Source organism: Geodermatophilus dictyosporus, from assembly GCF_900115505.1.
Classification (GTDB): Bacteria; Actinomycetota; Actinomycetes; order Mycobacteriales; family Geodermatophilaceae; genus Geodermatophilus; species Geodermatophilus dictyosporus.
Map to the genome: position 1 here is coordinate 58,915 of NZ_FOWQ01000009.1, position 18,714 is coordinate 77,628.

Sequence of the window (18,714 nt, forward strand, 5' to 3'; positions counted from 1 at the left end):
CGTGTGCCCGGGCCGGCGGGCACGATGGACACCGGCGCCGCCGTACGACCCGGCGGCGCACACACCCCGAGGGGGACCATGGGCCGCTACGTCGCGCGCCGCCTGCTGCTCACCATCCCGGTTCTGCTGGGCGCCTCGTTCCTGATCTTCGCGATGGTCTACGCCCTGCCGGGTGACCCCATCCGCGCCCTCGGTGGTGACCGCCCGCTCTCACCGGCCGTCATCGCCGAGCTCCGTGAGAGGTTCCACCTCAACGACCCCCTGTACGTCCAGTACTGGGAGTACGTGAAGGGCCTGTTCCAGGGCGACCTGGGCACCGACTTCCGCGGCCGCCCGGTCCTGGACACCATCGAGCGCACGCTGCCGGTCACCGTCAAGCTGGCCCTCGTCGCGATCGTCTTCGAGGCCGTCATCGGCCTGGTCGCTGGCGTCCTGGCCGGCATCCGGCGCAACAGCTTCTTCGACAACCTCGTCCTGGTGTCGACGACGCTCGTCGTGTCGATCCCGATCCTGGTGCTGGCCTTCTTCGCGCAGCTGCTGTTCGGCCTCCGGCTGCAGTGGTTCCCGATCGCCGGGACCAACGAGGGCCTCTACAGCTACCTCCTGCCGGGGCTGGTCCTCGCCTCCGGCTCGCTCGCCTACGTCGCCCGGCTCACCCGGACCAGCCTCGCGGAGAACCTCCGTGCCGACTACGTGCGGACGGCGCGGGCCAAGGGCCTGCCCAACCGGACGGTCATCGTCCGGCACACCCTGCGCAACAGCCTGATCCCGGTGGTCACCTACATCGGTGCCGACATCGGGACGCTGCTCGGCGGGGCGATCGTCACCGAGACGGTGTTCAACCTGCCGGGCATCGGCCGGGAGGTGTTCAACTCGATCCGCTCCCAGGAGGGCGCGGTCGTCGTCGGCATCGTCACCTTGATGGTGTTCTTCTTCATCTTCTTCAACCTGGTCGTCGACGTGCTCTACGCCGTCCTCGACCCGAGGATCCGCTATGACTGACCAGCAGCAGCTGGACCTGCGCAAGGACGCGGTCGAGGCCGGGACCACCACCGGCCTCGCCAGCCCGTCGGTCGACGTCACCCAGGAGCGGCAGAACAGCCTCTGGAGCGACGCGTGGGGCGACCTGCGGCGCAACCCGTTCTTCTGGATCGGCGCCGTCCTCGGCCTGGTGTTCCTGCTCATGGCCCTGGTCCCGCAGGTGTTCGCCCGGGGGGCCGACCCGCGCGCGTGCGACCTGGGGAACTCCCGCGGGCTGCCCTCGGCGGACCACTGGTTCGGCTTCGACACGCAGGGCTGCGACTACCTGGCCAACGTCGTCTACGGCGCCCGCAACTCGCTGATCATCGGGGTCATCGCCGTGCTGGTCATCCTGCTGCTCGGCGTCGTCGTCGGGGCCGTCGCCGGCTACTACGGCGGGCTGACCGACGGGATCCTGGCCCGCCTCGCGGACATCTTCTACGCGCTGCCGCTCATCCTCGGCGCGCTGGTGCTGCTGCGGGTCGGCCCCTCGACCGGCATCCCGGTCATCAACTCCCGCGGGCCCGGCGCGGTGGCCATCGCGCTGGCGCTGTTCGGGTGGATGACGGCGATGCGGCTGGTCCGCTCCCAGGTCATCGCGGTGAAGAGCTCGGACTACGTGGCCGCGGCCCGCGCGATGGGGGCCTCGAGCCGCCGCATCCTGGTGCGGCACATCCTGCCCAACGCCGTCGCCCCGGTGCTGGTCTACGCGACCATCACCATCGGCGTGATCATCGCCGCGGAGGCGACGCTGACCTACCTCGGCGTCGGCCTGCAGCGACCGGCGATCTCCTGGGGCCTGCAGATCGAGGCCGGGCAGGACTCCATCCGCACCGCCCCGCACCTGGTGCTGTTCCCCAGCCTGATCCTGACCATGACCGTGATGGCGTTCGTGATGATGGGTGACGCCCTGCGCGACGCCCTCGACCCGAGGCAGCGCGCATGACCAACCTGGACCTGACCAAGCCGACCGCGGAGCTCGCCGCGCAGGGGACGCCCCTGCTGGAGGTCGACGACCTGCGCGTGGAGTTCCGCACCCGCTCGGGCGTGGTGAAGGCCGTCAACGGCGTCAGCTACAGCCTCGGGGCGGGCGAGACGCTGGCCATCCTCGGCGAGTCCGGCTCGGGGAAGTCGGTCTCGGCCCAGGCGATCATGGGGATCCTGGAGACCCCGCCGGCGGTGATCAGCGGCGGCGGCATCTGGTTCCAGGGCAGGAACGTGCTGGAGATGTCGGCCGAGGACCAGCGCAGGATCCGCGGGCCCGGCATCTCGATGATCTTCCAGGACGCGCTGTCGTCGCTGAACCCCGTCTACAGCGTGGGCTTCCAGATCGGCGAGATGTTCCGCGCCCACCGCGGGATGTCGAGGAAGGCGGCGCGCGCGAAGGCCGTCGAGTTGATGGACCGGGTGCGCATCCCGGCCGCGGCCCGGCGGGTCGACGACTACCCGCACCAGTTCTCCGGCGGCATGCGCCAGCGCGTCATGATCGCCATGGCGATCGCGCTGGACCCGCGGATCCTCATCGCCGACGAGCCGACCACCGCCCTCGACGTGACCGTGCAGGCGCAGGTCATGGACCTGCTCAAGGACCTGCAGCAGGAGACGGGGATGGGGCTGATCCTCATCACCCACGACCTGGGTGTGGTCAACGAGGTCGCCGACGACGTCGCGGTCATGTACGCCGGCGAGATCGTCGAGCGGGGCACGGTCGACGACGTCTTCAGCCGCCCCTCGCACCCCTACACCGACGGCCTGATGAGCTCGGTGCCGCAGGTCGAGGCCAAGGGCGGTCGCCTGAGGCCGATCGTCGGCCAGCCACCGAACCTGGCGGACATCCCGAGCGGCTGCCCGTTCCACCCGCGCTGCTCCCACCGCCGGCTGGGTGCCGAGGCCGCGCCCGGCCGCGAGTGCTCGACCGACGTCCCGCCGCTGCGGCTGGTCGTCCCCGGGCGCGAGGCCGCCTGCCACTACAGCGAGGAGGTGCTCGGTGTCCGAGCCCCGTGAGCACGGTGCGACCGCCGCGTCGTCCCTGTCGACGTCGTCGCCGTCCACCCCCGGGACCCCGGCGCCGGCCGGGCCGGCCCGCGCCGGCGCCCGCGGCGCGATGGGGGAGAGCCTGCTGGAGGTCCGCGGGCTGCAGAAGCACTTCCCGCTGACCCAGGGCATCGTCTTCAAGCGCACGATCGGCCACGTCCGCGCCGTCGACGGCGTCGACCTGACCCTGCGCCGCGGCGAGACCGTCGGCCTGGTCGGCGAGTCCGGCTGCGGCAAGTCGACGGTGTCGAAGCTGATCGTGGCGCTGGAGCGGCCCACCGCCGGGTCGATCCTCTACAAGGGCAAGGACGTCGCCCGGATGGGCGGCCGCGCGCTCAAGGCATACCGGCGCGAGGTCCAGATCATCTTCCAGGACCCCTACGCGTCGCTGAACCCGCGGATGACCGTCGGCGACATCGTCGCCGAGGGCTGGGCGGTGCACGACGACGTCGCGCCGCGGAAGGGCCGGCTCAAGCGCACCCAGGAGCTGCTCGACCGCGTCGGGCTCAACCCCGACTACGTCAACCGCTACCCGCACCAGTTCTCCGGCGGGCAGCGGCAGCGCATCGGCATCGCCCGCGCGCTGGCGCTGCAGCCGGAGGTCATCGTCTGCGACGAGCCGGTGTCGGCCCTCGACGTCTCGGTGCAGGCGCAGGTGGTCAACCTGCTCGAGGACCTGCAGGACGAGTTCGGCCTGTCCTACCTGTTCATCGCCCACGACCTGTCGGTGGTGCGGCACATCTCCGACCGGGTCGCGGTCATGTACCTGGGCAGCATCGTGGAGGAGGGCACCGACGAGCAGGTCTACGCCTCGCCGTCGCACCCGTACACGCAGGCGCTGCTGTCGTCGGTGCCGCTGCACGAGCCGCACCTGCGCGGGCAGAAGGACCGGATCCTGCTGCAGGGCGACGTGCCCAGCCCGGCCGACCCGCCCTCGGGCTGCCGCTTCCGCACCCGCTGCTGGAAGGCCCAGGACGTCTGCGCCCAGGAGGCCCCGGCGCTGGTCGACCGCGGGCAGGGCCACCCGAGCGCCTGCCACTTCGCCGAGGCCCGGATGGTCGTCCCCGTCGACGTCGAGTAGTCCGGCACCCCCACGACGGCGCGGTGACCACCTCCCGGGGTGGCCACCGCGCCGTCGTCGTCCCCGGGGTGGGGGAGGATGTGCGCCCGTGACCGCTGACCGCCGGATGCTGCTGGTGCACGCCCACCCCGACGACGAGACGATCAACAACGGCGCGACGATGGCGCGCTACGTCTCCGAGGGGGCCCAGGTCACCCTGCTGACCTGCACGCTGGGCGAGGAGGGCGAGGTCCTCGTCCCCGAGCTCGAGCTGCTCGCCCCGGAGCACGCCGACCAGCTCGGCGGGTACCGGATCGCCGAGCTGCGGGCGGCCATGGAGGCCCTCGGGGTGAGCGACTGGCGCTTCCTCGGCGGGCCGGGCCGCTACCGCGACTCCGGGATGATGGGGACGCCGGCCAACGACAAGGCCCGCGCGTTCTGGCGGGCCGACCTCGACGAGGCGGTGGCGCACGCGGTCGCCGTCGTCCGGGAGGTGCGGCCGCAGGTCGTCGTCACCTACGACGAGAACGGCGGCTACGGCCACCCCGACCACATCCAGGCCCACCGGGTGGCGATGGCCGCCGTCGACCGGGCCGCCGACCCCGGCCACCGGCCCGACCTGGGACCGGCCTGGGACGTCGCCAAGGTGTACTGGTGCTGCGTGCCGCGCTCGGTGCTGCGCGAGGGGATCGAGGCCCTGGCGGCGCTGGGGGAGGACTCGCCCTTCGGACACCTCGGCGAGGTCGACGACATCCCGTTCGCCGTCCCCGACGAGCTGGTCACCGCCGCCGTCGACGGCCGCGCGCAGGCCGGCCGCAAGGACGCCGCCATGCGCGCGCACGCCACCCAGATCACCGTCGACGGGCCGTTCTTCGCGCTGTCGAACGACCTCGGCCAGGAGGTGCTCGGCGTCGAGCACTACCGGCTGGTGCGCGGGCAGCGCGGGCCGGCGGGCGAGGCGCCGAACGGGTGGGAGGACGACCTGTTCGCCGGCCTCGCCTGATGCGGGCCGTCGACCGGGTGCTGGCCGGCGCCGGCGCGGTCCTCGTCGCCGGGTGGCTGGCGGTGGTGGAGGTCTTCTGGCTGCCGCTGCGGGTGGCCGGCGTGCTGGTGCCGCTGTCGGTGCTGCTCGCCGTCGTGGGCAACCTGCTGCTGGTGGCCGGCGCGCACCGGCTGACCGGGTCGCGGGCGGTCGCGGTGCTGCCGGCGCTCACCTGGCTGGCGGTGGCCGTCGCGGCGACCGTCCGCCGTCCCGAGGGGGACCTGGTCGCCGTCGGCGGCGGCGGGCTGGGCGCGGTGACCCTCGCCTACCTGGGCCTGGGCGTGCTGGCCGCGGCGCTCGCCGTCGGCCGCGTGCTGGTCGCCCACCCGGCCGGCGGCTAGCGCCTCAGCGCGCCGTCCGCTGCCGGGGCAGCGCCGCGCGGACGGGGCGGCGCTCCAGCCACCCGAGCACGCGCTCCCCGGGCATCGGCCGGGCCACGTGCCAGCCCTGGGCGACGTCGCACCCGAGGCTCCGCAGCAGCTCCAGGGTCGCGGCGTCCTCCACGCCCTCGACGACGAAGGTCATGCCGAGGTCCTGGCTCAGCTGCTGGGTGCTGCGGACGATGGCACCGGCGCGCGGGTCCCGCGTCAGCGAGGTGACGAAGCTGCGGTCGAGCTTGAGCTCGTCGACCGGCAGGGCGCGCAGGTAGGTCAGCGAGGAGTAGCCGGTGCCGTAGTCGTCGACCGACAGCCGCACCCCGAGCCGCCGCAGCCCGGCGAGCACCTGCTGGCTGCGCGCGGCGTCGGCCATGAGCACGTCCTCGGTGATCTCCAGGACCAGCGCCGACGCCGGCACCCCGCGCGTCTCCAGCAGGAGGGCCACCTGCTCGGGCAGCGCGACGTCCTGCAGGTTGGACACGGACAGGTTGACCGCGAGGCTCAGCTCGTGGCCGGCGTCGCGCCAGGTCCGCAGGTCCAGCAGCGAGCGCTCGAGCACCCGGAGCGTGAGCCGGCGCATGAGCCCGGCCTGCTCGGCCAGCGACAGGAAGACGTCGGGCGCCAGCAGGCCGCGCTCGGGGTGCTCCCAGCGCACCAGCGCCTCGACCCCGGCGACGTCGCCGGTGCGCAGGTCGAGCTTGGGCTGGTAGTGCGGCACGAGCTGCTCGGTGTCGAGGGCCACGCGCAGCTGCTCGAGGGTCTGCAGCCGGTCGCGGGAGTCCGTCGTGCCCTCCGGCGCCCAGACGCGGGCGCCCTCCCGGCTGCGCTTGGCGCCGTACATGGCGGTGTCGGCGCGGGCCAGCAGCAGGGAGCGGTCGCGGCCGTGCTCCGGGCACAGCGCGACGCCGGTGCTGGCGTCCACGTGCAGCGGCATGCCGTCGAGCACGAACGCCTCCCGCAGCACGGCGCCCAGCCCCTCGGCGACCTCCCGGGCGCGGTCCGCGCCGGCGTCGGGCAGCAGGACGGCGAACTCGTCCCCGCCCATGCGGGCCAGCAGGTCGCCGGGGCCCAGCGCCTGCTGCAGGCGCGGGCCGACCAGGCACAGCAGGTCGTCGCCGACGCTGTGCCCGAAGCTGTCGTTGACCTCCTTGAACCGGTCGAGGTCGAGCATGAGGACGGCGGCCGAGCGGTGCGGCTCGGCGTAGATGGTCCGCTCGACCTCCTCGGTGAACCGGCGCCGGTTGGCCAGGCCGGTGAGCGGGTCGTGGTGCGCCTCGCGGGCCAGCTGGGCCAGCCGCAGCTGCTCGGTGGCGCGCAGCGCGGCGTTCTCCACCACGAGGGCGCCCTCGAGCACGAGCCGCGCGACCGCCTCGCGGACCGCCGCCGACCACGACACCGGCCGGCCCACCGCGCCGCACACCACCATGCCGAGCAGGCGGTCGCCGGCCAGCACCGGGACGGCGACGTACGCGGCCAGCCCCAGCGACTCGACCAGCGCGGGCGGGAGCAGGTCGCAGGCGCGGGCGTCCTCGACGAACACCGGGCGCCGCAGCTCCGCCACCCGCCGCCACAGCGGCGCCTCGTCGGCCGGCCGGCCCGCGACCCGCGCGGTGAGCACCTCCCGGGCCTCCGCCGACCAGCCCACCAGGCGGATGTCCTCGACCAGGCCGTCGCCGTCGACGAGGTAGGCCGCGCCGCGGTCGGTGCCGGCCAGCCGCTGGACGGCGGCGGCGAGCACACCCGCGGCCTCGGCCACCCCGGTGGCGCCGGCGCCCTCGACGAGCAGCTGCCGGACGGCGCCGGCGACGACCAGCTCGTCGGCGCGCGCCTGGGCGGCCCGCGCCTGCTCGACCACGCCGCCCAGGTGGGCACCGGCGGCCGCGGCCAGCCGCCGCACCTCCTGGGAGAACGGTCGCAGGGCGGCGCTGTCGAGGGTGAGGACGCCGACGACGTCGGGCGCGCGGCCCAGCGGCACGGCGAGCAGCGAGCCGATGGCGAAGGACTCCACCCACCAGTCGGCGAGCAGGTCGCTGCCGCGGTCGGCGGAGGCCGGGACCCCGGTCCTCGCCACCTGCTCCACCAGGCCGATCGCCGACGGGGCGGCGCGGAAGCGCTGCCAGCCGGCCGGGTCGCGGCGGCCGTCGGCGAAGGCGGCCATGGCGGGGACCGGCCGGCCGTCCTCCAGCAGGAAGACGCAGGCCCGGTCGACCCCGCCGAGCGCGGCCAGCCGCTCGCAGGCGGCACCGAGCAGGGAGTCGAGCGACCGTGCCGAGGTGGCGCCCTCCACGAGCTGCAGCAGCACCTCGGCGGTCACCAGCCGGCGGCGCTCGGCGCGGCGGGCGGAGGCGGCGACCAGCGCCCGCGCCAGACCGGCCGCCGCCCGCCGCGGACGCGGGCCGCGGGCGCAGCGGGCGGGCTCGACGACCAGGGCGCCGACGACCTCGCCGTCGTGCACCAGCGGCAGGCCCGCCGCGTCGTCGACGCCGAGGTCCGCCAGCTCGGCGGCCGCCGGGCCGGCGTCGCCGGGCTCGACGGCGACCGGACGGCCCCCGGTGAGCACCGTGGCCAGGAAGGGGGACCGGCCGACCACCTGGGCCGACACCGGCCCGACGGCGGGCGCGCCGTCGGCGGCGGCCGCGAAGGGCACCGCGAGGCCGGTGGCGGTCTCGTGCCACCACAGCGACACCCGGTCGGCGCCGAGGGCCAGGCGCAGCGCGGCCAGGCGGTGCTCGAGGGCGGCCTCCGCGTCGGACGGCGGGGCCGGCACCTGCTCCGGGGAGGAGGGGGTCGGCAGGTCGGTCACACCGGAAGAGATCGACCGCGTTCCGCATCTCTTGAGACGCGGCGCACACGACCCCCCGCCCGGGGGAGGGCCGGGGTCAGGACGGTGCCCACCGGTAGTGGTACCGGTGGTGCTCGACGAACCCGGACCGGCGGTAGAGCGCCCGCGCCGCCTCGTTGGAGGCAGTGACCTGCAGGTACACCCACTGCGCGCCCTCCCCGGCGCCCCAGCGGGTGAGCGCGGCCACCAGCGCCGAGGCCAGCCCTCGGCGCCGGTGCGCCGCGGCCACGGTCACCGCGGTGACGCCGAGCCAGTCGTCGGTCACCACGCCGCGGGCGACGGCGACCGGCGGGGCGGGCGCGGGGGCCTCGCGGACCGCGGCGAAGACGACCCGCGGCGCGCGGGTGAGGACCGCGCGGACGGTGCCGGCGTCGGCGCGGCCCAGGTGCCCGGACGTCGCCAGCCAGCCGTCGTCGGGCGTCGGGGCCAGCTCGACCGGGACGCCGTCGGGAGCGCCGGGGACCAGCGGCGCGGTCAGGACCAGGACGTCCTCGTCGCGCGGCCACCCCGCGGCGGCGAAGGCCGCGTCGGCCGGCCGGGAGCGCACGCCGGCCAGCTGGGCGCCGGGCCGCAGCCCGCGGGCGGCGTACCAGCCGGCGACGGCGTCGACCGCCTCCGGCAGCGGCCGGCCGGGGTCGCCGGCGACCAGGGCGGTGTTCGCCCGGCCGGTGAACCCGCCCGCGGCGCGCAGCAGCCAGTCGCCCAGTGGCTCCTCCTCGGCGGCCCGCCAGCCACGCGCGGCCAGTCGTTCCAGGTCCGCGACGCCCAGGGGTGATCGGCTCTGTCCCACGACGGTCGATCCTGCGCCCCGCGGCGGACCCCTGCCCCGACGGGGCACGCGGGTCCACCTGTCACGTTTGGCGGGGGGCCACGGGGCCATACTGGTCGGCAGACACGCGCGAGAACCGGTCACGAGCCGGTCCGCTGCCCGTACGTCCCCCGGGAGGACCCACCGTGACCTACGTGATCACCCAGGCCTGCGTCGACGTCCTCGACAAGGCGTGCATCGACGAGTGTCCGGTGGACTGCATCTACGAGGGCGACCGGATGCTCTACATCCACCCCGACGAGTGCGTCGACTGCGGTGCCTGCGAGCCGGTGTGCCCGGTGGAGGCCATCTACTACGAGGACGACGTCCCGGACAAGTGGAAGGACTTCTACAACGCCAACGTGGAGTTCTTCTCCGACCTGGGCAGCCCCGGCGGCGCGGCCAAGACCGGCAAGATCGCCAAGGACCACCCGCTGGTCGCCGCCCTGCCGCCGCAGGGTGAGGGCCACTGACCGCCACCACTCCGGGGACGGCGGCCCGGCGGCTGCCGGACTTCCCCTGGGACAGCCTGGAGGCCGCCCGGGTCCGCGCCGCGCGGCACCCCGGCGGCCTGGTCGACCTGTCCATCGGGACGCCGGTCGACGAGACCCCCGGGCTGCTGCGCGACGCGCTCTCGGCGGCGGGGGACTCCCCGGGCTACCCGACGGCGCTGGGCACCCGCGCCCTGCGCGAGGCCGCCGCCGGCTGGCTGCAGCGCCGGCTGGGCGTGACCGTGGCCGACCCGTTCGCGGCCGACCCGTCGGTGATCCCGACGATCGGCTCCAAGGAGCAGGTGGCGCTGCTGCCCACGCTGCTCGGGCTGCGCGAGGGCACGGTGCTCATCCCGGAGGTCGCCTACCCGACCTACGAGGTCGGCGCGGTGCTGTCCGGGCTGGCGGTGCGCCGCACCGACACCCCGCCCGGCGACGCCGCCGGGGTCGTCCTGGTCTGGCTCAACTCCCCGGGCAACCCGCACGGCCGGGTGCTCTCCGACGGGCAGCTGCGCGGCTGGGTGGCCTGGGGCCGGGCGCACGGCGTGCCCGTGGTGGCCGACGAGTGCTACGCCACCCTCGGCTGGGACGTGCAGCCGCGCTCGCTGCTGCACCCCGCCGTCGCCGGCGACGACCACACCGGCCTGCTCGCGGTGCACTCGCTGTCCAAGCAGTCGACGGCGGCCGGCTACCGCGCCGGGCTGCTCTCCGGCGACCCCGCCCTGGTCCGGCAGGTGTGGGAGGTGCGCCGGCACCTGGGGCTGCTGGTGCCCGGGCCGGTGCAGGCCGCCATGGCCGCGGCGCTGGCCGACGACGCGCACGTCGACGTGCAGCGCGAGCGCTACCGGGCCCGGCGCGAGCGGCTGGCCGCCGCGGTCCGGGCCGCCGGCGCGCGCATCGACCACTCCGAGGCGGGCCTCTACCTCTGGGTCACCCGCGACGAGGACTGCTGGGCCACCATCGACTGGCTGGCCGGCCTCGGCGTCGTCGCCGCGCCCGGCTCGTTCTACGGCCCGGCCGGCGCCCGGCACGTGCGGATGGCGCTCACCGCCACCGACGAGCGGATCGACGCGGCCGCGGAGCGCCTGACCGCCTGAGCCGGCGCGGCCGGCCGGTCAGCCGCAGGCGCGGGTGAGGTCGTCGGAGCGGAGCGCCGCCGTCAGCGACTGGGCGAAGTCCGACCACCGCTGGTAGGCCCTCGGGAACGCCGAGCGCTGCACGCTGTCGGCGACCACGGTCAGCTCGCCGGTCTCCCACCCCGGGACCCGCACCAGGCGGTCGTAGAACTGGCCGGCGGCGTAGACCGGGTCCTGCACCTGCTCGGGCGTGCCCCAGCCCTGCGAGGGCCGCTGCTGGAACAGGCCGAGGGAGTCGCGGTCGCCGTAGGGCAGGTTGCGCAGCGTCGACTCCTGCATGGCGGTCGCCAGCGCGACGACCACGGCCCGCTCGGGGAGGCCGCGGTCGTAGCCGACCTGGGCGATGGTGCGCGCGTTGGCCACCTGCTCGCCGGACAGCTCCACCCCGGTCCCGGGCACGGTGCAGTCCGCGGTGGCCAGGGGGACCTCGCGCTCCTCCGCGCCGACGGTGACCGCGACGAGCACCAGCACCGCGAGCACCGCCGTCAGCCAGCCCCAGGACGCCAGGCGGCGCCGCAACCCCGGCCGCCGGGCCGGTGCGCGCGTGGCCGGCCTGCGGGCGGGCGGCCTGCGTGCGGGGGGCCGGCGAGCGGACGTCGTCCGGCGGGCCGCGGGGCGGGTGCCGGTCCGTGCGCTCGTCATCGCCTCCGAGGGTAGGTGGGTCCCCTGGCAGGGCCCTGGACGTCGCGGGGACCGGCGGTGCGCCTGGGGCGGGCGCGTCACTGGTCGCCCCGAGGCCGCGTCGCTAGCGTGTGCGGGCCCCTCGTTCTGCTGTCCAGGAGGTTCCGTGCCCGACGTCCTGCTCCCCGGGGTCACCGCCACCCGGGTGCCCACCGCACGGCTCGTCCAGAACGTGCTGCACCCCGAGGGCACCGACCCGGCCGGGCCCGGCGAGGCCGTGCTCTTCGTGCACGGCAACGTCAGCTCGGCGCTGTTCTGGCAGCAGCAGCTGCTCACCGTGCACGGGACCGGCCGGCACCGGGCGCTGGCGGTGGACCTGCGCGGCTACGGCGACACCGACCCGCTGCCGGTCGACGCGCGCCGCGGGGTGCGCGACTGGGCCGACGACCTCGGCGCGCTGCTCGACGCGCTCGGCCTCGACCGGGTGCACCTGGTCGGCTGGAGCATGGGCGCCGGCGTCGTCCTGCAGCGGCTGCTCGACGACCCCGGCCGGGTGGCCTCGGTGACCCTGCAGGCGCCGGTCTCGCCGTACGGCTTCGGCGGCACCGCCGGGCCGGAGGGGCGGCGGCTGTCCGACGACGGCGCGGGCTCGGGGGCGGGCGCGGCCAACCCGGAGTTCGTCGCCGCGATCGCCGCCGGGGACACGGGGGACGCCGCGCCGACCAGCCCGCGGTCGATCCTGCGCGCCTTCTACGTGGCGCCGGGCTCCCTGCCGCTGGACCCCGCGCTGGAGGACGTGTTCGTCGCCTCGATGCTGTCGACCCGCACCGGCGAGGACCACTACCCGGGCGACAGCGTGCCCAGCGGCACCTGGCCGGGGACGGCGCCGGGACCGCGCGGCGTGCTCAACACGATGGCGCCGACGGTGTTCGACGTCTCCGGCCTCGCCGACCTGCCGGTCCGGCCGCCGGTGCTGTGGATCCGCGGCGACGCCGACGCGATCGTCTCCGACACCTCGGCCTTCGACCTCGCCTTCCTCGGGCAGCTCGGCGCGGTGCCGGGCTGGCCGGGCGCGGAGGTGTGCCCGCCGCAGCCGATGGTGGCCCAGACCCGCGCGGTGCTCGAGCGCTACGCGGCGGCCGGCGGGACCTACCGCGAGGTCGTGCTGCCCGGGGTGGGCCACTCGCCGCACGTCGAGCGCCCGCAGGAGTTCGCCGTCGCGCTGCTCGAGCACCTCGACGTCCCCGCCGGGGAGCCCGCGGGCCACGCCTGAGCGGGGCAGCGGGACGCCCCACCCGCCGCGCTCCGGGTGCACGATCGTCCCCTCCGCCGAGTGTCCGGGAGGGTGCCGTGGACGGGCAGCGGGAACGCGTCGCCGGGGTCTTCGACCGGGCGGCACCCACGTACGACGCGGTCGGCGTGGAGATGTTCGGTCCGATCGCCGAGCGGCTGGTCGCCGAGCTCGACCCGCGGCCGGGGGAGCGGGTGCTCGACGTCGGCTGCGGGCGCGGCGCGGTCCTGCTGCGGGCGGCGGCCCGGGTGGCCCCGACGGGGTCGGTCACCGGGATCGACCTCGCGCCCGGGATGGTCGAGCGGGCACGGGCGGCGGCCGAGGAGGCCGGGGTCCCCGCGGAGGTGCGGATCGCCGACGCGGAGGACCCCGGCGGTGGCCCCTACGACGTCGTCGCCTCCTCGCTGGTGCTGTTCTTCCTGCCCGATCCCGCGGCGGCGCTGCGGGCCTGGCGGTCGCTGCTGGTCGACGGCGGCCGCGTCGGTGTGACGACGTTCGGCCCGTACAGCGAGGCGTGGCGCGAGGTCGACGCGGTGTTCGCCCCCTACCTGCCGCCGCAGGTGCGCGACGCGCGGACGAGCGGCACGAGCGGTCCGTTCGCCTCCGACGACGGGGTCGAGCAGTTGCTGCGCGGGGCCGGCTTCGGGGACCTGCGCACGGTGCACCTGACCGTGCCGGTGCGCTTCGCCGACGAGGACCACTGGCACACCTGGACCTGGTCGGTCGGCCAGCGGGGGTTCTGGGAGCTCGTGCCCGAGGACGAGCGGGACGCCGTCCGGGCGGAGGCCCACCGGCGCCTGCAGCACTGCCGGGACGGCGACGGGCGCCTCGGCTTCGACCAGGACGTCCGGGTCACCCTCGGCCGGGTCCGCTAGTCGTTGGCGTGCAGCGCGGCGTTCAGCTCGCCCCAGGTGCCGGTGCGGGGCAGGGCCTCGAGCGCCCCGGAGACGCTGTTGCGGCGGAACAGCAGCCCGCTGCGCCCCGACAGCTCGCGGCCCTTGACCACCGAGCCGTCGGGCAGGGTGATCCGCGAGCCGGCGGTGACGTAGCAGCCGGCCTCGACCACGCAGTCGTCGCCGAGCGAGATGCCGATGCCGGAGTTGGCGCCCAGCAGGCAGCCGGTGCCGATCGAGACGACCTCCTTGCCGCCGCCGGAGAGCGTGCCCATGATCGACGCGCTGCCGCCGACGTCGCTGTCGGCGCCGACGACGACGCCCGCGCTGATCCGGCCCTCGACCATCGAGGGACCCAGGGTGCCGGCGTTGTAGTTGACGAAGCCCTCGTGCATGACCGTCGTCCCCTCGGCCAGGTGGGCGCCCAGCCGCACCCGGTCGGCGTCGGCGACGCGCACGCCGGAGGGCAGCACGTAGTCGATCATCCGCGGGAACTTGTCCACCGACAGCACGGTCAGGTGCCCGTGCGCCGCGCGCAGCGCCGCCCGCCGGGCGGGGGTCAGCTCGGTGGCCAGCACCGGGCCGGCGTCGGTCCACGCCACGTTGGCCAGCAGCCCGAAGACGCCGTCGAGGTTGATCCCGTGCGGGCGGACCAGGCGGTGCGAGATCAGGTGCAGCCGCAGGTAGACGTCGTGCGCGTCGGCCGGCGGCGCGTCGAGGTCGGCGATCGTCGTCCGGACGCCGACCACCTGCACGCCACGGACGTCGTCGGTGCGCACCAGGCCGGAGAACTCCGGGCCGAGCTCGCCCTCCAGCTCGAGGGTGCCCAGCTGCCGGGTGCCGGCCGGCCCGTCGGCGCCGAGCGCGGGGGAGGGGTACCAGGTGTCGAGGACGGTCCCGGAGGTGGTCACGGTCGCGACGCCGGCGGCGACGGCGGAGCGGGCGGCGGAGGCGGTCACGCGCCCGACGCTACCGAGGCCGGCGCACCGGGACGGCCGGCGGCCTCGTCCCCGGGCTCGCCGCGAGCCCGCGAGTGGGGAGGAGGACGAGGTCCTCCCACCGTAGGCTCGGTGCCCGTGAGCCCCCCGCCCCACCTGGACCTCTCCGCCGACGTGCTCACCCTCACCCGGGCGCTGGTGGACACGCCGTCGGTCTCCGGCGACGAGCGCGCGCTGGCCGACGCCGTGGAGGCGGCGCTGCGGGCGCTGGGCGGCCTGGAGGTGGAGCGGGTCGGCGACACCGTGCTGGCCCGCACGAACCTCGGCCGCGACGCCCGCGTGGTCCTCGCCGGGCACCTCGACACCGTGCCGATCGCCGGCAACGTGCCCAGCCGGCTGGAGGACGGGCGGGTCTTCGGCTGCGGCACGAGCGACATGAAGTCCGGCGACGCGGTGATGCTGCGGCTGGCCGCCCGCTTCGGCGTCCCCGGCGCCGCGCCCGCGCACGACCTGACGTTCGTCTTCTACGACAACGAGGAGGTCGAGTCGGTCAAGAGCGGCCTGGGCCGGGTGGTCCGGGAGCGGCGCGGCTGGCTCTACGGCGACCTCGCCGTCCTGCTCGAGCCCACCGACGGCGAGATCGAGGCCGGCTGCCAGGGCACGCTGCGCGCCCGGCTGGAGACCCGGGGCCGGCGCGCGCACAGCGCCCGCAGCTGGCTGGGCGTCAACGCCGTTCACGCGCTGGCCGGGGCGCTGGCCGCGCTGGCGGCCTACCGGCCGCGCGAGGTGGACATCGACGGCTGCCACTACCGCGAGGGGCTCAACGCCGTCGGCATCTCGGGGGGCGTGGCCGGCAACGTCGTCCCCGACGAGGCCGCGCTGACGGTCAACTTCCGCTACGCGCCCGACCGCGACGAGGACGCCGCCGAGGCGCACGTCCGCGAGGTGTTCGCCGAGGCGATCGCCGCGGGCGCCACGCTCACGGTCACCGACAACGCCGGCGGCGCGCTGCCGGGGCTCACCGAGCCCGCCGCCGCGGCGTTCGTCGCCGCCGTCGGCCGCCCGGCCCGGGCCAAGCTCGGCTGGACCGACGTCGCCCGCTTCGCCGCGCTCGGCATCCCGGCGGTCAACTACGGCCCGGGCGACCCGCAGCTGGCGCACACCCGTGAGGAGTCGGTGCTGGTCGAGCGCCTGCAGCCGGCCGAGGACGCCCTGACCGCCTACCTGTCCGGAGACCGCGCATGACGACCACCCCGCCGCCCGACGGCGCCCGCAAGCCCCGCCCGACGCGCCACCGCGGCCCGGTGGTGCTGCGCGGCGGCGAGCCCGACCCGCAGACGGTCGGCACGACGACCGACCAGCGGCTGCTCGACCGGCGCGGGCCCACCGACTGGGTGCACACCGACCCGTGGCGTGTCCTGCGCATCCAGAGCGAGTTCGTCGAGGGGTTCGGCCTGCTCGCCGAGCTGCCGCGGGCGGTCAGCGTGTTCGGCAGCGCCCGCACCAAGCCCGACCACCCCTACTACGAGGCGGGCGTGCGGATCGGCGGGGCGCTGGCCGGCGCCGGCTACGCGGTCATCACCGGCGGCGGGCCGGGTGCGATGGAGGCGGCCAACCGCGGCGCGCACGAGGCCGGCGGGCTGTCGGTGGGCCTCGGCATCGAGCTGCCGTTCGAGCAGGAGCTCAACGAGTGGGTCGACGTCGGCATCAGCTTCCGCTACTTCTTCGTCCGCAAGACGATGTTCGTGAAGTACGCGCAGGCCTTCGTCATACTCCCCGGCGGCTTCGGCACCCTCGACGAGCTGTTCGAGGCGCTGACCCTGGTGCAGACGCGCAAGGTGACCCGCTTCCCGGTCGTCCTGTTCGGCACCGCGTACTGGTCGGGGCTGGTCGAGTGGATCCGCGGCTCGCTGCTGGAGTCCGGCACGATCAGCCCCGGCGACCTCGACCTGTTCACCGTCACCGACGACGTCGACGAGGTGCTGGCCCACATCCGGGCGGCCGAGGCGGCCGGGTCGCCGGGGGACAACGGCGGGGGCATGCGCGCGCCGCTGTCCGGGCCGGTCGAGCCGGTCGAGGGCTGAGGACGCCGGTGCTGTCCCTCCTCGTCGGGCTGGCCGCGGTCGCCGTCGTCGGGGCGCTGCTGTTCCTCGGCGGGTCGGTGCTGCTCGGCCGCGGGGAGACCCAGCCGCCGGCCGACCTCGACCGCTCGCCGGTCGAGCTGCCCGAGGAGCGCCCGGTGACCGGTGCCGACGTGCGGGCGCTGCAGATCTCGGTGGCCGTGCGCGGCTACCGGATGACCGAGGTGGACTGGCTGCTCGAGCAGCTCGCTCAGACGATCGAGGAGCGTGACGAGGTGATCGCGACGCTGCGGGCCGAGCGCGAGCGGCCGGCCCGGGCCGCCGACGCCGACACCGATCCCGGGCTGACCCTGCCGGGCGGTGCCGGGGCGGGCGAGGCGCCGACCGGGGACGGGGTGCGCCGCGATGCCTGAGCTGGTCCTGCCGGTGCACGTGGAGGCGCCGCCGGAGCAGGTGTGGGCGGCGCTCACCGACTGGCGCGGCCAGGGGCGGTGGATGCCGGCGACCGACGTCGAGGTGGTGACCGCCGCGGAGGAGGGCGTCGGCGTGCGGCTGGCCGCGCGCACCGGCCTCCCGCTGCCGTGGCGGCGCGGCCGGCACCTCGGCGTGCTCGACACGATGGTGGTCACCGAGTGGGACCCGCCGCGGCGGGTGGTCGTCCAGCACACCGGCCGGATCGTGCGCGGGCCGGGCATCTTCGAGCTCACGCCCGCCGGCGGCGGCACCGACCTGGTCCTGACCGAACGGTGGTACCCGCCCTTCGGGCTGCTCGGCCGGGTCGGCTGGCCGCTGGCGCGCCCGTTCGTCGTCGTGGGGTTCCGGGTCGCGTTGCGCCGGTTCGCCCGCTTCGCCCGCACCTACGCCGGCTGAGCCGCGGCGCGGACGGCGTCGCGGCCGACGTACCAGCGCCGCCACAGCAGTGCCGCGGTGACCAGGGTGACCACGGTGCCGCCGTCGTACATCAGCCGCGCGCCCTCCTCGGCGCCGACGGTGCCGGCCGGGGGGTGGGCGTAGAGCACCTTGGCCAGGACGTCGTGGGCGGCGGCGCCCGCGGCCAGCGCGGCCGCGCGCACGGCGACGCCGCGGCGGTGCGGCGCGGGGTCGACGGCGAGCACCGAGGCGGTCGCCAGGTACCCGCTGAGCAGCAGGTGCAGCCAGACGAGCGGGCCGGCGGCGTGCAGGCCCGTGCCGTAGAGCAGCCAGAGCCCGGCGGCGTTGAGCGGGACGGCGACCAGCGGGTCGGCCAGCCGGCGCGCCGGGGCGGTGCGCAGCAGCCGGGACAGCCGCCGGGCGGCGTCCTGCGGGAGCGCGCGCAGCGCCAGGGTGACCGGGGCGGCGAGCACCAGCAGCAGCGGCGCCACCATGCCGAGCAGCAGGTGCCCGGCCATGTGCGCGTGCAGGTCGACGTGCCCGCCGGCGTGCGCCCGCAGCGGGTCGGCGACGGCGACCCCCGCGGCGGCCAGGCCGGCGAGCCAGGCCGCGGTGCGGGCCAGCGGCCAGGGGCTGCGGCACCGCCAGGTGGCGGCCACGTACCCCGCGCCCGCGGCCAGCAGGAGCGCGGCGATCACCGCGCGGGCACGGTGCGGGCCCGTCGCAGGAGCACGACGCCGGCGACCAGCAGCAGCGCCCCGGGCAGCACCCAGCCGACGTCGTAGCCGGTCAGGTCGACGCCGTAGCGCACCTGGTGCAGGCGCAGCAGCTTGTGGTGCACCAGGCCGTCCCACACCTGGAAGGCGCCGGCGCCGGTGAGCACCGCGCCCCACCACAGCGGCGGGACGAACCGGCCGCGGCGGCGCGCGTCGGCGAGCAGCGCCATGCCGGCCACGGCGGCGGAGAAGGTGCCGGCGTGCAGCAGCCCGTCGGAGACCAGCCCCGCCGCGCCGCTGGCCCGGTCGTAGAAGTGGTGCCAGTGCAGCAGCTGGTGGAACACGATCTCGTCGACCGCGCCCGCCGTCCCCAGGCCCAGCAGCAGGCCCGAGACCAGCAGCCGTCGCCGGGGCGCGGGTCGCGTCGGTGCGTCGGACACCCGGGCCTCCCGTCGTCGCGTCCCCGGACGCTGCCCGGCGGCGTCGGACGGGAA

At 76.1% G+C, this 18,714-nt stretch carries 20 protein-coding genes; 14 read left to right on the forward strand and 6 right to left on the reverse strand.

The features are described 5' to 3' along the window. The first annotated feature begins 78 nt into the window (after positions 1-78). The 6 genes from BMZ33_RS19005 to BMZ33_RS19030 all read left to right on the forward strand — a co-directional run bounded on the left by BMZ33_RS19005 (position 79) and on the right by BMZ33_RS19030 (position 5,497). Positions 79-1,002, forward strand: coding sequence for an ABC transporter permease (locus tag BMZ33_RS19005; protein ID WP_091114737.1), 924 nt, complete (start codon positions 79-81; stop codon positions 1,000-1,002). Then, positions 995-1,966 (forward strand): ABC transporter permease, encoded by a 972-nt coding sequence (locus BMZ33_RS19010; RefSeq protein WP_091114741.1) that lies wholly within the window; start codon positions 995-997, stop codon positions 1,964-1,966. The genes BMZ33_RS19005 and BMZ33_RS19010 overlap by 8 nt, the downstream gene beginning before the upstream one ends. Continuing rightward, the gene (locus BMZ33_RS19015; RefSeq protein ID WP_091114745.1) at positions 1,963-3,024 is read left to right on the forward strand and encodes an ABC transporter ATP-binding protein; all 1,062 of its coding nucleotides are present in this window, start codon (positions 1,963-1,965) and stop codon (positions 3,022-3,024) included. The genes BMZ33_RS19010 and BMZ33_RS19015 overlap by 4 nt, the downstream gene beginning before the upstream one ends. Then, positions 3,008-4,135 carry an ABC transporter ATP-binding protein gene (locus tag BMZ33_RS19020; RefSeq protein ID WP_091114749.1) on the forward strand — a complete coding sequence of 376 codons (1,128 nt, stop codon included), beginning with the start codon at positions 3,008-3,010 and terminating at the stop codon, positions 4,133-4,135. The genes BMZ33_RS19015 and BMZ33_RS19020 overlap by 17 nt, the downstream gene beginning before the upstream one ends. A gap of 88 nt (positions 4,136-4,223) precedes the next feature. Continuing rightward, positions 4,224-5,117, forward strand: coding sequence for an N-acetyl-1-D-myo-inositol-2-amino-2-deoxy-alpha-D-glucopyranoside deacetylase (gene mshB / locus BMZ33_RS19025; protein ID WP_091114752.1), 894 nt, complete (start codon positions 4,224-4,226; stop codon positions 5,115-5,117). After that, positions 5,117-5,497: a hypothetical protein gene (locus BMZ33_RS19030; RefSeq protein WP_091114755.1), complete on the forward strand. Its 381-nt coding sequence runs from the start codon at positions 5,117-5,119 to the stop codon at positions 5,495-5,497. The genes mshB and BMZ33_RS19030 overlap by 1 nt, the downstream gene beginning before the upstream one ends. A 4-nt stretch (positions 5,498-5,501) precedes the next feature. Here the strand turns inward: BMZ33_RS19030 and BMZ33_RS19035 are convergent, their stop codons facing one another. Further along, a complete protein-coding gene (locus BMZ33_RS19035; protein WP_091114757.1) occupies positions 5,502-8,336 on the reverse strand; it encodes a bifunctional diguanylate cyclase/phosphodiesterase in 2,835 nt (944 codons plus the stop codon). 76 nt (positions 8,337-8,412) lie between these two features. Continuing rightward, entirely contained in the window at positions 8,413-9,165 is a 753-nt protein-coding gene (locus BMZ33_RS19040; RefSeq protein ID WP_091114761.1) for a GNAT family N-acetyltransferase, read from the reverse strand. 164 nt (positions 9,166-9,329) lie between these two features. On the opposite strand from BMZ33_RS19040, the gene fdxA reads away from it, so the two are divergent. Both fdxA and dapC read left to right on the forward strand, forming a co-directional pair. Next, positions 9,330-9,656, forward strand: a complete 327-nt coding sequence (gene fdxA / locus BMZ33_RS19045) for a ferredoxin (RefSeq protein ID WP_091114765.1) — start codon at positions 9,330-9,332, stop codon at positions 9,654-9,656. Between the two features lie 32 nt (positions 9,657-9,688). Then, on the forward strand, positions 9,689-10,771 hold the full coding sequence (gene dapC, locus BMZ33_RS19050) for a succinyldiaminopimelate transaminase (RefSeq protein WP_280139241.1): 1,083 nt from the start codon (positions 9,689-9,691) through the stop codon (positions 10,769-10,771). 18 nt (positions 10,772-10,789) lie between these two features. Here dapC and BMZ33_RS19055 read toward each other — a convergent pair whose 3' ends face one another. Next, positions 10,790-11,329 carry a hypothetical protein gene (locus tag BMZ33_RS19055; RefSeq protein ID WP_169064564.1) on the reverse strand — a complete coding sequence of 180 codons (540 nt, stop codon included), beginning with the start codon at positions 11,327-11,329 and terminating at the stop codon, positions 10,790-10,792. A gap of 268 nt (positions 11,330-11,597) precedes the next feature. On the opposite strand from BMZ33_RS19055, the gene BMZ33_RS19060 reads away from it, so the two are divergent. Both BMZ33_RS19060 and BMZ33_RS19065 read left to right on the forward strand, forming a co-directional pair. Beyond that, entirely contained in the window at positions 11,598-12,704 is a 1,107-nt protein-coding gene (locus tag BMZ33_RS19060; RefSeq protein ID WP_091114775.1) for an alpha/beta fold hydrolase, read from the forward strand. 77 nt (positions 12,705-12,781) lie between these two features. Next, positions 12,782-13,597: a class I SAM-dependent methyltransferase gene (locus tag BMZ33_RS19065; protein WP_091114778.1), complete on the forward strand. Its 816-nt coding sequence runs from the start codon at positions 12,782-12,784 to the stop codon at positions 13,595-13,597. Here the strand turns inward: BMZ33_RS19065 and dapD are convergent. Next, on the reverse strand, positions 13,594-14,574 hold the full coding sequence (gene dapD, locus BMZ33_RS19070) for a 2,3,4,5-tetrahydropyridine-2,6-dicarboxylate N-succinyltransferase (protein WP_091114782.1): 981 nt from the start codon (positions 14,572-14,574) through the stop codon (positions 13,594-13,596). The genes BMZ33_RS19065 and dapD overlap by 4 nt on opposite strands. 117 nt (positions 14,575-14,691) lie before the next feature. On the opposite strand from dapD, the gene dapE reads away from it, so the two are divergent. From dapE to BMZ33_RS19090, 4 genes are read left to right on the forward strand one after another with little or no spacing between them, the layout of a single operon-like run. After that, positions 14,692-15,798 carry a succinyl-diaminopimelate desuccinylase gene (gene dapE / locus BMZ33_RS19075; RefSeq protein ID WP_091114786.1) on the forward strand — a complete coding sequence of 369 codons (1,107 nt, stop codon included), beginning with the start codon at positions 14,692-14,694 and terminating at the stop codon, positions 15,796-15,798. Continuing rightward, complete coding sequence (locus tag BMZ33_RS19080) at positions 15,795-16,637, forward strand: LOG family protein (RefSeq protein ID WP_091114789.1); 843 nt, start codon at positions 15,795-15,797, stop codon at positions 16,635-16,637. Before dapE ends, BMZ33_RS19080 begins: the two co-directional genes overlap by 4 nt. Positions 16,638-16,645: 8 nt before the next feature. Then, entirely contained in the window at positions 16,646-17,047 is a 402-nt protein-coding gene (locus BMZ33_RS19085; RefSeq protein ID WP_091114792.1) for a DivIVA domain-containing protein, read from the forward strand. Then, positions 17,040-17,504, forward strand: a complete 465-nt coding sequence (locus tag BMZ33_RS19090; RefSeq protein ID WP_091114797.1) for an SRPBCC family protein — start codon at positions 17,040-17,042, stop codon at positions 17,502-17,504. The genes BMZ33_RS19085 and BMZ33_RS19090 overlap by 8 nt, the downstream gene beginning before the upstream one ends. On the opposite strand, the gene BMZ33_RS19095 is transcribed toward BMZ33_RS19090, so the two are convergent. Both BMZ33_RS19095 and BMZ33_RS19100 read right to left on the reverse strand, forming a co-directional pair. Further along, on the reverse strand, positions 17,492-18,202 hold the full coding sequence (locus BMZ33_RS19095) for a cytochrome c oxidase assembly protein (protein ID WP_091114802.1): 711 nt from the start codon (positions 18,200-18,202) through the stop codon (positions 17,492-17,494). The two genes, BMZ33_RS19090 and BMZ33_RS19095, sit on opposite strands and share 13 nt — an antisense overlap. After that, positions 18,199-18,660 carry a DUF2243 domain-containing protein gene (locus BMZ33_RS19100; RefSeq protein ID WP_169064565.1) on the reverse strand — a complete coding sequence of 154 codons (462 nt, stop codon included), beginning with the start codon at positions 18,658-18,660 and terminating at the stop codon, positions 18,199-18,201. Before BMZ33_RS19100 ends, BMZ33_RS19095 begins: the two co-directional genes overlap by 4 nt. Positions 18,661-18,714: the final 54 nt, after the last annotated feature.

Bases quoted from the DNA above. Each gene is read 5' to 3' on its own strand.
- BMZ33_RS19090 (WP_091114797.1), top strand. From the start codon at position 17,040: ATGCCTGAGCTGGTCCTGCCGGTGCACGTGGAGGCGCCGCCGGAGCAG.
- BMZ33_RS19005 (WP_091114737.1), top strand. From the start codon at position 79: ATGGGCCGCTACGTCGCGCGCCGCCTGCTGCTCACCATCCCGGTTCTG.
- BMZ33_RS19010 (WP_091114741.1), top strand. From the start codon at position 995: ATGACTGACCAGCAGCAGCTGGACCTGCGCAAGGACGCGGTCGAGGCC.
- BMZ33_RS19030 (WP_091114755.1), top strand. From the start codon at position 5,117: ATGCGGGCCGTCGACCGGGTGCTGGCCGGCGCCGGCGCGGTCCTCGTC.
- BMZ33_RS19015 (WP_091114745.1), top strand. From the start codon at position 1,963: ATGACCAACCTGGACCTGACCAAGCCGACCGCGGAGCTCGCCGCGCAG.
- BMZ33_RS19080 (WP_091114789.1), top strand. From the start codon at position 15,795: ATGACGACCACCCCGCCGCCCGACGGCGCCCGCAAGCCCCGCCCGACG.